This window comes from Thermodesulfobium sp. 4217-1, assembly GCF_039822205.1.
Taxonomy (GTDB): Bacteria; Thermodesulfobiota; Thermodesulfobiia; order Thermodesulfobiales; family Thermodesulfobiaceae; genus Thermodesulfobium.
Window position 1 is genome coordinate 23,286 of record NZ_JBAGBW010000010.1, and the last position, 13,416, is coordinate 36,701.

Annotated in this window: 15 protein-coding genes; all 15 read right to left on the minus strand. The window is 35.3% G+C overall.

Going from position 1 to position 13,416, the window contains the following annotated elements; genetic code table 11:
- Nucleotides 1-10 precede the first annotated feature (10 nt).
- The 15 genes from ccsA to V4762_RS05225 all read right to left on the minus strand — a co-directional run bounded on the left by ccsA (nucleotide 11) and on the right by V4762_RS05225 (nucleotide 13,415).
- Nucleotides 11-823, minus strand: a complete 813-nt coding sequence (gene ccsA / locus V4762_RS05155) for a cytochrome c biogenesis protein CcsA (protein ID WP_347314712.1) — start codon at nucleotides 821-823, stop codon at nucleotides 11-13.
- Nucleotides 820-2,115: a glutamyl-tRNA reductase gene (gene hemA, locus V4762_RS05160; RefSeq protein ID WP_347314713.1), complete on the minus strand. Its 1,296-nt coding sequence runs from the start codon at nucleotides 2,113-2,115 to the stop codon at nucleotides 820-822. The genes ccsA and hemA overlap by 4 nt, the downstream gene beginning before the upstream one ends.
- Nucleotides 2,106-2,726: a precorrin-2 dehydrogenase/sirohydrochlorin ferrochelatase family protein gene (locus V4762_RS05165; protein WP_347314714.1), complete on the minus strand. Its 621-nt coding sequence runs from the start codon at nucleotides 2,724-2,726 to the stop codon at nucleotides 2,106-2,108. The genes hemA and V4762_RS05165 overlap by 10 nt, the downstream gene beginning before the upstream one ends.
- A gap of 4 nt (nucleotides 2,727-2,730) precedes the next feature.
- A complete protein-coding gene (locus V4762_RS05170) occupies nucleotides 2,731-3,411 on the minus strand; it encodes a hypothetical protein (protein ID WP_347314715.1) in 681 nt (226 codons plus the stop codon).
- 23 nt (nucleotides 3,412-3,434) lie between these two features.
- Complete coding sequence (gene argF, locus V4762_RS05175) at nucleotides 3,435-4,364, minus strand: ornithine carbamoyltransferase (RefSeq protein ID WP_458646943.1); 930 nt, start codon at nucleotides 4,362-4,364, stop codon at nucleotides 3,435-3,437.
- A gap of 3 nt (nucleotides 4,365-4,367) precedes the next feature.
- A complete protein-coding gene (queD, locus tag V4762_RS05180; protein ID WP_347314717.1) occupies nucleotides 4,368-4,739 on the minus strand; it encodes a 6-carboxytetrahydropterin synthase QueD in 372 nt (123 codons plus the stop codon).
- 85 nt (nucleotides 4,740-4,824) lie between these two features.
- Nucleotides 4,825-8,037, minus strand: coding sequence for an FAD-dependent oxidoreductase (locus V4762_RS05185; protein ID WP_347314718.1), 3,213 nt, complete (start codon nucleotides 8,035-8,037; stop codon nucleotides 4,825-4,827).
- On the minus strand, nucleotides 8,034-9,074 hold the full coding sequence (gene dprA, locus V4762_RS05190; RefSeq protein ID WP_347314719.1) for a DNA-processing protein DprA: 1,041 nt from the start codon (nucleotides 9,072-9,074) through the stop codon (nucleotides 8,034-8,036). Before dprA ends, V4762_RS05185 begins: the two co-directional genes overlap by 4 nt.
- The gene (locus V4762_RS05195; RefSeq protein WP_347314720.1) at nucleotides 9,067-10,593 is read right to left on the minus strand and encodes a YifB family Mg chelatase-like AAA ATPase; all 1,527 of its coding nucleotides are present in this window, start codon (nucleotides 10,591-10,593) and stop codon (nucleotides 9,067-9,069) included. The genes dprA and V4762_RS05195 overlap by 8 nt, the downstream gene beginning before the upstream one ends.
- On the minus strand, nucleotides 10,590-10,943 hold the full coding sequence (locus tag V4762_RS05200; protein WP_347314721.1) for a YraN family protein: 354 nt from the start codon (nucleotides 10,941-10,943) through the stop codon (nucleotides 10,590-10,592). Before V4762_RS05200 ends, V4762_RS05195 begins: the two co-directional genes overlap by 4 nt.
- Nucleotides 10,936-11,556 (minus strand): ribonuclease HII, encoded by a 621-nt coding sequence (locus V4762_RS05205; protein WP_347314722.1) that lies wholly within the window; start codon nucleotides 11,554-11,556, stop codon nucleotides 10,936-10,938. The genes V4762_RS05200 and V4762_RS05205 overlap by 8 nt, the downstream gene beginning before the upstream one ends.
- Nucleotides 11,520-12,035: a signal peptidase I gene (gene lepB, locus V4762_RS05210; RefSeq protein ID WP_347314723.1), complete on the minus strand. Its 516-nt coding sequence runs from the start codon at nucleotides 12,033-12,035 to the stop codon at nucleotides 11,520-11,522. Before lepB ends, V4762_RS05205 begins: the two co-directional genes overlap by 37 nt.
- A 9-nt stretch (nucleotides 12,036-12,044) precedes the next feature.
- A complete protein-coding gene (gene rplS / locus V4762_RS05215; protein ID WP_347314724.1) occupies nucleotides 12,045-12,395 on the minus strand; it encodes a 50S ribosomal protein L19 in 351 nt (116 codons plus the stop codon).
- A 2-nt stretch (nucleotides 12,396-12,397) separates the two neighbouring features.
- On the minus strand, nucleotides 12,398-13,159 hold the full coding sequence (gene trmD / locus V4762_RS05220; RefSeq protein WP_347314725.1) for a tRNA (guanosine(37)-N1)-methyltransferase TrmD: 762 nt from the start codon (nucleotides 13,157-13,159) through the stop codon (nucleotides 12,398-12,400).
- Between the two features lie 10 nt (nucleotides 13,160-13,169).
- The gene (locus tag V4762_RS05225; RefSeq protein ID WP_347314726.1) at nucleotides 13,170-13,415 is read right to left on the minus strand and encodes a KH domain-containing protein; all 246 of its coding nucleotides are present in this window, start codon (nucleotides 13,413-13,415) and stop codon (nucleotides 13,170-13,172) included.
- Nucleotide 13,416: the final 1 nt, after the last annotated feature.

Here is a 13,416-nt window from a genome sequence, read left to right on the forward strand (position 1 = left end):
AGTGCACTCCTCATCTGAAATTATGAAATGTTACGGTAAAGTAGCTAAGAAAGATAGAGAAAAAGGTTAAAATAGTTGATATCAATACTAACAGAGAAAGTCTCTCAGTCATAACCTTTGTTCTCTTTCTTACTACAATATATATTAGGAACATTAACCACAAAGTAACATTTAATAAATTATTTGGATCAAATATATAGAAATTTTTAAAAACTTCCTTTGCGATTAGAAAGCCAGGTATCAATGATATGGTCAGAAAGCCAAATCCCAAAGATATAAAAAGCAAAATCTTCTTGTCTAATTCTGGCAATGAAGGGAGCAGCTTTATAAACGGACCGAACCTTTTATTTTTTACCCTCCACCTCTCATAAAAGAAGAAGAAGGAAATAATAAAAGAGGACAAGAATAAAGATTGGGCAATGGAAGCAAATATATAGTGAAAAAACAAAAGAATCTGAGGAAAGCTATTAATATAAATGCTGCTGATTTCAGTAGCAGTTGAAATGTCAAAAACTGCTGAATGGACAAGAAAGAACGCCGCAAATGCTATAACAAACAATGCGATAATTCGCCAATGTTCTTTGTTGTTAAAATAGATAAAAATAGTTAACAGAAATGCACAAATCAACTTTTCATAGATAAAAATATTAATATAAAAACTATCGGTAATTAAATATGACTTTGTAATAAAATAAGCTAAGTCAAAAAAACATAATAAAGCAAAAATATCTGCAAGATATATATAAAATTTATTTTTCCTAAAAATATTTAAAATAGAGAAAAAGAAAGACAAAAATAGGGTGTCAATGGCAAATAAAATCATTTTATCTCCTGATGTTTACCAAAATTTAATAATAATGAGTCAGAATTTAAATTAAAGAGAAGCTCGGTTATGTTTATAATATTTTCTAAATTTTTGTCGTCAATATGCCTTTTTAGTTGAACGGTCGGGTTATGCAATAGTCTTTTCACTATAGCTTTGGTCATTGCATCTATCTGTTCAATCTCTTTCTCTGAAAGCTTGTTCTCCAGCTTTGAAAGGGTCTTCTCCAATTCACCCTTTCTAATTTTTTCAGCATCGATTCTTATCTTTGAAATTGTAGGAATTATTTTATTAAGATAGCACCAGTGATTAAATATCTTCAGCTCTTCTTCAATTATTTCTTCAATTCTTGGGACCTCTTTTAGTCTTCTTGACTTATTTTTTTTTACAACCTTAGCTAAGTCATCAATATTGTATAAAAAAATATTTTCAATATTGTTGATTTTGGGATCTATATCTCTTGGGATAGCAATATCGATCATAAACAAAGGATCAGATCTTTTCTTAGTGCTTGTTCTTACCTGATCATAAGAAAAAATATAATCACATGAACCAGTAGATGAGAGCACGACATCAACATCGTTTAAGATATCAAATCTTTTTTCAAATTCAAAAAATTTCCCACCAAATTCATTTGAAACCTCTTCTCCCTTTTGTCTGCTGCGATTGCTGATAAATATATCTGAAACGCCATGATTTTTCAGAGTTTTCAAGAAAAGAGTGGACATCTTGCCTGCACCCACCACTAATATCTTCTTTTTTTCTATAGATCCGAAAATTGAATTTGCCAGCTCTATTGCAACCGTTGCTACGCTAAGGTTCCCTCTGCCTATTTCTGTCTCCGTTCTCACTCTCTTTCCAACTCGGATAGCTTGAGAAATTAAGTGATTCAATACCAAACCGCAAAAATTATTTTCATTTGAAACTTGCAAGGCATCTTTAATCTGAGAAAGAATCTGACTCTCACCAACCACCAGCGAGTCAAGGCTGGAAGCGACAAGAAACAGGTGCCTTGCTACCTGGATGTCTGAAAACGAGTAGGTACAACCCTTTATAGACTCTATTGGAATATTTGCAATGTGCGAAAAGAATTCAATTATATCTTTCTTTGGATTCACGCATACCACTTCAGTTCTATTACAGGTGGAGATTATAATTGCCTCATCTGGTTCGACTATATCAAAGAGCTTCCCTAACCCTGAAATCAGTTCATTATGATTTGGCAAAGAAATTTTCTCTCTAACATCTAACGGAGCACTTTTATAGTTAAGACCTAATAATCTTAATTGCAATTTTCAATCATCGCCTTAATTTCTGTTATGCTCTTCCCATCCCTAAAGTATTCAAATGCCTTGCGCGAGCATTCTATCAAGATCCTTTCTCTGTCCTTCGATGAATAATCTTTCTTTTTCATATTATCTCTCAATGATTGAAGATATTCAACAATGATATTAAAGTCAGAGTCAAAATTCTTCTCTGCCTCTTCCCTAAAGACTCTTGACAATGAAGGGGCCTTGCCAAAGGTAGAAAAGGCAATCAAAAAGTTTTCATCACATATCACAGACGGTACTATAAAACCACACAGCTCAGGATCGTCAACCACGTTTACCAGCTTATTATATTTTTTGGACTCAAAAGACACCATTTTGTTCACATCCCTATTGTCAGTTGCAGCAATAACTATATCAAAGTTAAGAGTATCACCATTTTCAAAACATTTATTCAAATAGCTAAGATTGCATTTCTTAATTTCTGCTTCCATCTCAGGACATATTTCAGGTGCCATAATAGTTATATTGTTAGTAAACTTCTTAAATAGAAGCACCTTCCTGTAAGCAACTCTGCCTGCGCCGACGATTAATAGGGCTTTGTCAGTTAAATTAACTAAAAAGGGGAAGTACAATTATTTACTCTTTTTTCCAATCGTAGACCACCATATTAGACGGAATTTTAAAATAATCATCAGAAACTGGGAAACCCCAGACAAGATCGGTAATAGTTATGTGAGTTGTCCCCTTTGTAGATGTAAGGTCTGCCTTTCTTACGTAGTGAGTCCACTTACCAACCCATACAGTTAATTCTTTGCCTTCAACCTTCTTTTGCATTTCATAGCAGGTTTCACCTTCTACATCTTCTTCGCCGATCTTTGTGAAATTACCATCCTTCATGACCTGTTCCCCATAGGTTGGCAGTATGAAAAATTCATTTAATTCCTTTGTATATTTAGGAAATTTATCGGCCTCAAACCTTACTGCCCTTTGTTGAACTGGTAACATAAAATAAACTGATCTGTCTTTACTAAGAGCAAGGATTTGAGTCTGTTGACCTAAAAATAGGGGGCCATTAAAGCTGATTAAAATCTTCCCCGATTTAAGATAAATATTTGCCGATGTAGCCTTCTTATATTTAAATGAGTCAAAGTTAATCTTAAAGGTCATATCAGGAACGTTTTCTAACTTGCTAAATACATCAGGAGCGCTTTGTTCTACTTTTGGAGCTTCTTCAGTCTTTGAATTGTTTTCTGCATAAACAAGGTTAGTTGAAAATAGCAAACCTATCATTAAAAACAAAATAATAAAGAATCTCATAAATCAATTACCTCCATCATGGACTATTTTAATAAAATTTTATCAGATAGATATCCACTGTATATAGACCACAGCAAAGCCTTTTCGCTATGAAGTCTATTGTGGGCCTCTTTGAAAACCCTGGATCTTTCGCCTTCAATTATATCTTCGCTAACCTCCAAACCTCTGTAGGCCGGTAAACAATGTAAAAATATAGCATCCTCTCTCGCATAAGAAAAAAGCTCTTTGTTTATTATATAATCTTTAAAGTCTGATATTCTTTTTTCTTTTTCTGCCTCTTGCCCCATACTAATCCATGTATCCGTGTAAACTACCGATGCTCCCTTTACAGAGGAAACTGGATCGTTTGTAAAGGTTATAAAATCAAAATATTTATACTTTTCTTTGAACTCTGACTCAAGCTCATAGCCCTGCGGAGATGCGATTGATATTGGAAAACCAATTATACTTGCGGCCTCTACTAAAGATCTTGTAACGTTGTTGCCATCTCCCACATAAGCCCATTTTACATTTAAAGTTTTAAACTCTTGGTAAACTGTAAGCAAGTCAGCAAGGATCTGGACAGGATGATTGTAGTCAGTTAATGCATTTATAATAGGTATAGTTGAATATTTTGCAAGCTCAATCAAGGACTCATGACTATACAGTCTTGCTACTATACCATGAACATATCCGCTCAACACTCTGGCAGTATCCTTTATAGGTTCGCCTCTCCCAATCTGCGATTCGTCCTTGCCAAGAAACATAGCGCTGCCTCCGAGATCTCTAATTGCAACCTCGAACGAGACCCTTGTCCTGGTGGAGTGCTTTAAGAAAATTAAAGCAATAATCTTTTGTTTTAAGACGTCACCAAGCAAAAATCTATTTGTAGAAAGCTTATCTGAAAGTTTAACCATTTCTTTTAAGGAATGGTTGTCAAAAACTGTTAAATCCAAGAAAGATCTCTTATTCATCATTTACACCTCTTTTTGATATTTTGCACAAGCTTTTTGAGATTCCCATACTGTTGCAGAATTTACTCTTATGCCATTATGATTTTCTAAAAATTTTTCAATTTCTTCAAATACATATTTCGATAAATTCTCTGAAGTTGGACTAAAAGTAACAACTTCGTTTATAAGTTTATGATCAAAAACATCCAATATTTCTTTTAATTTTTTCTTTATCATCCTAAAGTCAATTAACATACCGCAATCGTCAAGCACATCTCCCGATATCTCTACGCTAACCTTAAAGGTATGTCCATGAAGAGGCTCGTATTCAACGTTCCCTTTACAGGTGAGAAAATGAGCCGATGAAAAACTGTCTTCAACAGTAAGAGTATACATACACCTTCTCCATTTCGTTGTTAAAATTTAATTCTTAAAACAATATTTGGTTTTAAAAAAGTATACCTTGATAATATAACATATTCTATGGGAGATAGACTCCCATACTTTTCAAAATATCCTTAATCTTGGCTCCATTTACATCTTTTACAGGCAGGTTTGATTTTATTGATTCGGCAGCTAATAGACCTCCAGCTTCACCAACGCTCATCATGGTTGACTGGACTCTAAAAGAAGCCATTGCAAGGGGCTGTGCGCTAATAGTTCGACCAACTAAAATTATGTTATCTACACCTTGTGGGATCAGTGTCCTTAGAGGTATTTCATAAGGAATAATGGGCAACTGAAAACCTCCTGGACCTCCATAGGGATTATGAATATCTACCCCATAAAAACATAGTGCAATTCCATCATAAAAATGTCTTCCTACAAGTATATCTTTTTCCTGCAAAGTATATTCACCAAGAAAATGTCTAGACTCTCTAACGCCAATTTGAGGACCTGACGATAAAATTCTATAGTCATAATTTTTTTGGATTTTTGAAAAATCATCCCACATCTGCTCTCTGCCAATCATTTCTGCGTTAGAAAAATTATCGATATTCAACGGGTTTGCATATACCCTAGTTTCGTTTACCAAAACCTTACCACTTGAAAGCACCCATATTCCTTTTTCCTTTTTAGGACCCGTTGGATACATCGTAAACATGGTTGTTAAGGGCATAATCTTGTGGTCCCAAGTTCTACCAAATACATATTTGGCACCCGCTTTAGCGGCAATATCGCCATCGCCAGTAGCATCAATTATCCTTTTTCCCAAAATAGCTGCGCTGTCCCATGGCCTTTTAATTACCACTCCTAATACCTTATTTGACTCCATTACAGGCATTAGCGCAAAAGAATCAAAATAAACAGTAATATTTTTTTCACTGTGAACCATATTTTGATATATTGATTTTGCAACCTCAGTATCAAAAAGTCTACCAATATTTGGCAAATTTTCTGATCCGTAAAGCCTTGTCCTCAACTGCTTAAATATCACTCCGAGCGACCCAGGTTCAAAATAGCTAACTCCCCCTGCAGTCCCCATCCCGCCAAAAAATGGATATTGCTCTATGAGAGCTACCTTCATACCTCTCCTGGCAGCCATTACCGATGCAGCAAATCCGCTAGGACCTCCGCCAACCACCACAACATCATATCTGCCTAAAACTGGAATTTCTTCTTCGTCCACATGAAAAGAGTCTTCAGGGGTATTAGATTCGGAACTTTGTAATGAAGTTAGAATATCTTTTATGTCATCCTCTGGAGTATAAGGATTGTCGGGCAATAAAAACTCGCCATTTTGAATTTCTTTAAACTTAATATTGGGTCTTTTTAAAACCAGACTTATCGGCGATACTCCTGGAACAAATGAATGATTTGACAGGATATAGTTTGCATACATATTTCTAAGATATTCTTCAGCAGCAAGGTATTCGTTAGAATTGTCTATTGGCTTTGTTACGCTAAAAGATAAAACCTTTTGGCTATTGAATGAGGTATTAGTATTCTTGTAATTAGGATTTATTACTGAAAAATTTAATACTGCCCTATTAAAATCTAAAGCAGAAGGATTAGCAGTACCTAACAGAAGAGAATTATTTGAAGCGTCAATGACAATTTTAGAGCGGACTATCTGATGGCCGCCTTTCGAAATAAATAGAGTATATTTATAGCCATCCTTACTAAATACGTTTAATGGATATGAGTGGAATAAGACAGATATCTTATTTTCTCTTGCGAATTTATCAAGAGCAAATTTCAATATTTCTGTATCCACATACTTATCGTTTGCAATATTTTTATAATATGTGTCTTGAACATGTCTTACAAAGTTTCCAAAATTGGTAGAAAGCTCAGAAAAAGGTAGCGGTGAAAATCCCTGGGTAAACTTTCCACCAAGAAATGGAGCGCTATCAATTATCATTACGCTTTTGCCTGAATCTTTAATCTGTTTTGCAACAGTAAGAGCACTGATAGAGCCTCCGAAAATTAAAACATCGACCTTGTCAGCACATTTCAGGTTTTCAGAAGGAATGACGACTTTGTTCCCATCCAATTTCGCAGATGAGACTTTATCTTGAGTATATGATATTATTTTTTTATCAGCAGGCAGCGTTCCGTCATCAGCAAAAGCATATACCTTGCCATCATCAGATCCAGCAATAATCATATTATTTATTGGCACAACATTTGATCTGATGGGCCCACCTGCATACTCTCTCCATATCAATTTACCATCTGTCGCATTTACAGCATAAATTCCTCCCTCATAAGTACCAAACAACACACTATCTTTGGCGGCCGTGACAGACGAGGATGGATAACTATTTGTTTTGAACTTCCACAATAACTTTCCTGATGGATCTAATGCATATACAAAACCGTCAAAAGAAGGCAGATAAATATCCCCATTGGGACTAACAGAGGCAGAATTTGCAATTGCATCGCCAGTCTTATAGGTCCACAAAATTTTTCCGTTTTGAAGATCTATACAATAAAAGTTGCCCGAAAAATCGCCAATATAAATTTTATTGTCAAAAATAGCAGGATCTGCCCTGATAATATTTGATAATTTTAATTTCCATAAAATCTCGCCATTTTTTTCAGATAAACAGTATAGAATTTTATTTTCACTGCCTACAACTACTCTACCCTGTGAAACAGCAGGAGAAGCCATCTCGTGTTCTCCTAAAAATCTTGACCAGATCTTTTTTCCTGTAGTTGAATTATATGAATAGATGTTCCCATCTAAAGAAGTTATGAAAACCATATCGCCATCTAAAACAGGGCTAGATCGTATCCCTCTCCACAAAGGACTGGAAAAATAAACATATCCATTTTTCGGGTCAATTGATGAAAGCCCATATTTGCCAACCATGCCTGCATAAACCCTATCTTTATATATAGCTACCGATCCAAACCCACCCTCGCCCATAGACCATGCCAGGTTGCCGTCGTTTAAATTTAATTTGAGAAGTTCACCGCCCAATACATTTACATAAGCAAATCCATTGTCTATTGCAGGACAGCCAATGATCCAGCCTTTAGCGTTATATGACCATTTTATTTTAGGATGAAGAGGAATGCTTACATTAGAGTATCGGGTACCCTCTTGATTATATCCCGATTGCAGCCAACTACCAGAGTATACAACGTTATTGTTTTTGTTCAAGAAAAAGTTTAAGGAAAATATTAAAATCATCGTAATACAAAGGGATAAAAATATTAATAAATTGTTTTTGAAATTTGTCATAAAATCTTGTAACTCCCCCCACGTTCTGCAATTTTATTTTTCAATGTAAGCTCTGTCAAAACCAATAGTAGATCTTGTACCGCTATGTCTTCAATCTTAGTTGAAATTAACTCAAAGGGTATAAATTCAGAAGAACTCAAAAAAGACAAAACCCTTTCTTCCTGGGACGTAAGAATATCGAGTTGATCAGTTATATATTTTTCTTTTTCAATTTTATATCCAAATTCTTCTAATATGTCCTCAAAAGTTCTCACTAAAATGGCGCCATTTCTAATTAATGTATTTGTGCCAAAACTTTTTGGAGAGCTTACTGGACCAGGAAGCGAAAAAACATCCTTTCCAAGATCTACACAAAGATTGGCAGTTAGAAGGGCACCGCTCTTCTTTTCAGCCTCAATTACCAATGTGCCTCTTGAGAGAGCTGCTATTATCCGGTTTCTTTGTGGAAAAGAATATACAGTAGGGCTCTCTTGGAATGGGTATTCACTGAGCACCAGACCATTCTCAGATATCTCTATTTGGAGCTCTCTATTTTCTTGAGGATAAAAAACATCCAACCCGTTTCCAAGAACTGCAATAGTTTTGCCTCCTACCTCCAAACACGATCTGTGCGCAAACTCATCGATACCTCTGGCTAAACCAGAAAGAATTATAAATCCAAAGCTTGTAAGCTGCTTGGAAAACTCTGATGCCTGAGATTTTCCATATGAAGTAGCTCTTCTGGAGCCCACAATGGATATAATCTTTTCACTCCTTAATAAGCTCGTGTCTCCTTTAGAATAAAGCAAGACTGGCGGATCGCTTAAATGTCTTAGATTTTCGGGGTAATCTTTAGAATTATATGTAATTAATTTAATATTATTTTTTTCAGCAAAAGAAAAGGTTTTTCTAATTTTTTCATCTAAATTTGTTTTATTTTTATTCAGAAGTTCATTAGCAAAAAAATTTAGGAAACTTTTATCATCAATTTTATCTTTAATTTTTTTAAAAGAGACCTTGCAAAGAGAGAGTATTAGCCATAAATCAATATCAGTCATAAGGATCCCATTTTATATTCCTTAATGAAATAGCTTCTGCAATATGTTGAGAAGAAACTATTTCTTCTTCGCTTAAATCAGCTATGGTTCGAGCAAGTTTCAAAATTTTATCATACGCTCTGGCAGAAAAATGATGACTATCAATTGCCGCAGCCAAAATCTTTTTTGCTTTATCGTCTAAAACTATATATTTTCTAATTTCTTTCGGACTTAATTCAGAATTATTTTTTGTAAACCCATTTGTTCTAACTGATTGAAATTCTTTAGCTCTCACAACTTCATTTCTCATCTCTTCCGATGTCTTACCAGGCTTCATGCCCAACAGCTCTTCGTTTGAAAGTCTAGGGACCTCCATCATAATGTCAAATCTATCGCGAATAGGCCCTGAGAGCTTGCTCCTATATTTCTTGATGTCGTTGATAGCACAAGTGCAAGGATTGAACCTGTCCTTGAAGTATCCGCACTTACACGGGTTAGAACAGGCCGCTAAAAGAAATTGAGCAGGAAATGTTAAGGAAGATGACGCCCTACTTATCGTAATCTCTCCATCTTCCAGGGGCTGCCTTAGAGATTCGATCAAATCTTTCCTAAATTCAAGTATTTCATCAAGAAATAATATTCCTCGATGAGAAAGGCTCATCTCTCCAGGTCTAGGAGGCGATCCTCCACCAGCAAGGCCAGCAGGTGAAATTGAATGATGAGGACTTCTAAATGGTCTCTTTCTTATAAGGTTCTTTCTATTCTTCATCGCGCCTATCAGGCTATAAATCTGAGTTACAATTATACTTTCTTCATCGCTTAATTCAGAAATAATAGTAGGGAATCTCTTCATTAACATTGATTTCCCTGAACCAGGAGGACCCATTAAAAGTATGTTGTGCCCACCGGCAGCAGATATCACCATTGCCCTTTTTGCTCTTTCCTGACCCTTTACGTCAGAGTAATCAACCTCATAAACAATTTCATCTTCTACTTCGGCATCATTTTTTGCAAGAAAGCTTTCAATAGGGATATCCCCTCGAAAGACCTCAAGGACTTGATTGAGGTTTGAAAAACTATATGTCTTTATCTCAGGAACTATTGCGCCTTCGTGTGCATTTTCTTCAGATAGAACAAGCGATTCAATACCCAGATTTTTAGCCCCAAGAGCCAAAGAAATTGCTCCAGATACCCCACGAATCTGACCATCAAGACCCAATTCACCGATGAATGCCATATTTTCTGGAACCTTTTTAATAATCCCTGCTGCCTCAAGGATACCCATTGCAACAGGTAAATCCAGATAAGATCCTTCTTTCCTAAGGTCTGCAGGAGCGAGGTTAACAGTAATCTTCTTTACGGGTATCTCACTATATACATGCTTAAGTGCAGTTTTTATCCTCTCTCTGGATTCCTGAATAACTGCGTCAGGCAGACCCACGATAGTAAAACCAGGATACCCAGTAGTAAAGCTAACCTCAATATCTACAAGGTATGCATCCAAACCATTTAAAGTAACGCTCTTAATTTTAGCTATCACAAGATCCAGTCATCTCCTATAATGTGTACACACTCACTGTTCGGTTTAAAATAAATCAAATCTACCCTTACCACGTCATGCTCTGGCAATACTCCTTGAGAAAGCAATATATTATAAGTTCTCTTAATTTTCAATAGCTTACCCTTGGTTATGGACTCTAATGGATGTCCGAATTGATCTGAGCTCTTTCCCTTAACCTCAACCAATACCAATATTTCATCTTTTTTTGCCAAGATGTCTATCTCCCCGACATTCGTAGATAGATTTCTATCACAAATGGCATAGCCGATGCCCAAAAGATAATTGCAAGCAATGCTCTCAAATATATTGCCTTTGTCGCGGCTACTCAAAGCACAGCCTTTGTTTGTCTAAAAATTTACAAAATGTTTTTCTGTGAATATTTGACAAACCATTTTTTTCAAGGATATCAATATGAGCTTTGGTACCATAACCCTTGTGCTTGTCAAATAAATAATCAGGGTAAAATTTTGAAATCTTAATCATATAATCATCCCTTGCAACTTTTGCAATGATAGACGCAGCAGAAACGGATGGCACAATATTGTCAGCTTTTGGAAATACAATATGCCTAAGAGGAAAAGTTCTTAATTTCAAACTACCATCGAAAAAGGTCTTTTCAGGAAAAAAGTCCAGTTTTAATATAGCTCTTTTACATGCAAGTACAAGAGCGCTATATATATTTAATCTATCTATCTCCCAATGATATGCCCAACCTATAGAGCAAAAAGCAGCTTTGTCTCTTATAATCTCACAAAGCCTTCTTCTCTGGGCATCCTTTAAAAGCTTCGAATCCTTTAATCCGTCAATACAATAATTTTTGTCAAAGTAGACAGCTCCAACCACTAATGGGCCAGCTAGAGCACCCCGCCCCACCTCATCAATCCCTAATGATGGGAAAAAATCGATTATTTTGGAATTATCCCTATCCTTCCAGGTGGCCAAATAATAAACCAAGCCTTTCCAATAATATTCTGCTTTGGCACAAAGCCCCAAAACCTTGAATCATCAGAGTTACCCCTGTTATCTCCCAATACAAAATAATAATTTTCGGGAACTTTTGTAGCTGGATAGCTAAAATTATCCTTATACATAGGATGATTTTCAACTAACTTTTGCCCATTTACGTATATAACACCATCTTTTTCTTGAACTGTATCGCCTGGCAATCCAATTACTCTTTTTATAAAGTCTTTAGAAGGGTCTACCGGATACCTAAAAACTATCACATCAAATCTTTGGATTGGAACAAAGTGATAATCAATTTTTGAAACTAAAACTCTATCTCCAGGCATCAAGGTAGGTTCCATAGAACCGCTTGGAATATAAAATATCTGAAATAGAAAAGTTCTAACAAAAAAAGCCAAAACAAGAGCAATTACAAGAGATTCAAGCGTTTCTCTCCAAAAAGGTTTTTTCTTCAATTTTCTACCTTAAAACTTTTCTTTCACATGAGATGCAAGCTTTCCAATCTTATCTCTAAGAAAATAAAGTTTTGCCTTTTTTGCTTTACCTTTTCTAATTACTTCAATCTTCTCGACATTAGATGAGTGAAGCATAAAGTTTTTCTCGACACCTACACCATAAGACATCTTTCTTACAATAAATGTCTCTTGTAAGCCACCATTTTTCTTTGCGATTACGATTCCCTCGAAAACCTGAGTTCTTTCCTTTTCACCCTCTATAACCTTGACGTACACCTTGACCGTATCGCCAACGTTGAAAACAGGTACAGTTTCCTTAAGAAATTTCGCTTCAACTTTTTTAATCAATTCCTGTGACATTTCTAACCTCCAGAATACAATTCTTTTAATATTTCTGCCTTTGCTTGGCCAAAAGCAGCCTTTTCATGCTTATCCAAGTTCTTACCCAGAATCAAATAAGGTTTTGATTCTACTGCCTTCTTAAAAGATTCTTTTAACTGCCAAAATCTAATATTTTCATGATGTCCGCTTAATAAAACATCAGGTACTGCTTCACCAAATATTTCTCTTGGTTTTGTATAATTTGGAGATTCCAATAAACAATTTGAAATTGAATCTTCCATTATACATTCTTCATTACCAATAAAACCAGGAATCAGTCTTAATAAACCGTCCAACAAAACCAATGTCGCAACTTCACCAGAATTCAAAACATAATCGCCAATTGAGATTTCTTCAATCTTTTTTACTTTAAATATTCTCTCATCGACACCTTTATAGTGTCCACATAGAAAACATATTTTATCAAATTTCTCAGAAATTTCAAAAAGTTTCTTTTGCTTTAGAACGCTTCCTCTCGGAGACGGATAGAAAAAAACAACTCCAGGACAAAGCTTATCAACGAAATTCATAGCGTCAATTAAGGGTTGAGCTTGCAAAACCAAACCCGAAGAGCCTCCAAACGGATAATCGTCTACTTTTTTAAACTTACTCTTGGTAAAATCCCTGATATTTATAATTTTTACATCGAAAAGCTGCTTATCTAATCCCTTTTCTGCAAGACTAGTTGAAAAATAATTACTAAATATTTCAGGAAAAAGAGTTAAGATATAAAAAGATCTCAAATTATATTTCTCAGGTTTGAGTTGATTGTTCTTTAATCTCTAAGAAATAATTTATACCCTTTTGCTTTCCCAATGCCTTTAATATCTGTCTAATAGAGCTAATTATGTGTCCATGTTTTCCGATTACTCTTCCTACATCCTCAGTTTTTACAAAAACTTCATAAAAAACGTCATTGCCTTCTACAGATTCATTAATTACTACATCAGCAGGATTGCTTACTAGATTTTTAATAAGGACTTCGAGAAAGTCTGTCAAA

Excerpts from the sequence above, each read along its gene's own strand:
- ccsA (WP_347314712.1), bottom strand. The coding sequence starts at position 823 with ATGATTTTATTTGCCATTGACACCCTATTTTTGTCTTTCTTTTTCTCT.
- V4762_RS05170 (WP_347314715.1), bottom strand. The coding sequence starts at position 3,411 with ATGAGATTCTTTATTATTTTGTTTTTAATGATAGGTTTGCTATTTTCA.
- argF (WP_458646943.1), bottom strand. The coding sequence starts at position 4,364 with ATGAATAAGAGATCTTTCTTGGATTTAACAGTTTTTGACAACCATTCC.
- queD (WP_347314717.1), bottom strand. The coding sequence starts at position 4,739 with ATGTATACTCTTACTGTTGAAGACAGTTTTTCATCGGCTCATTTTCTC.
- V4762_RS05185 (WP_347314718.1), bottom strand. The coding sequence starts at position 8,037 with ATGACAAATTTCAAAAACAATTTATTAATATTTTTATCCCTTTGTATT.
- dprA (WP_347314719.1), bottom strand. The coding sequence starts at position 9,074 with ATGACTGATATTGATTTATGGCTAATACTCTCTCTTTGCAAGGTCTCT.
- rplS (WP_347314724.1), bottom strand. The coding sequence starts at position 12,395 with ATGTCACAGGAATTGATTAAAAAAGTTGAAGCGAAATTTCTTAAGGAA.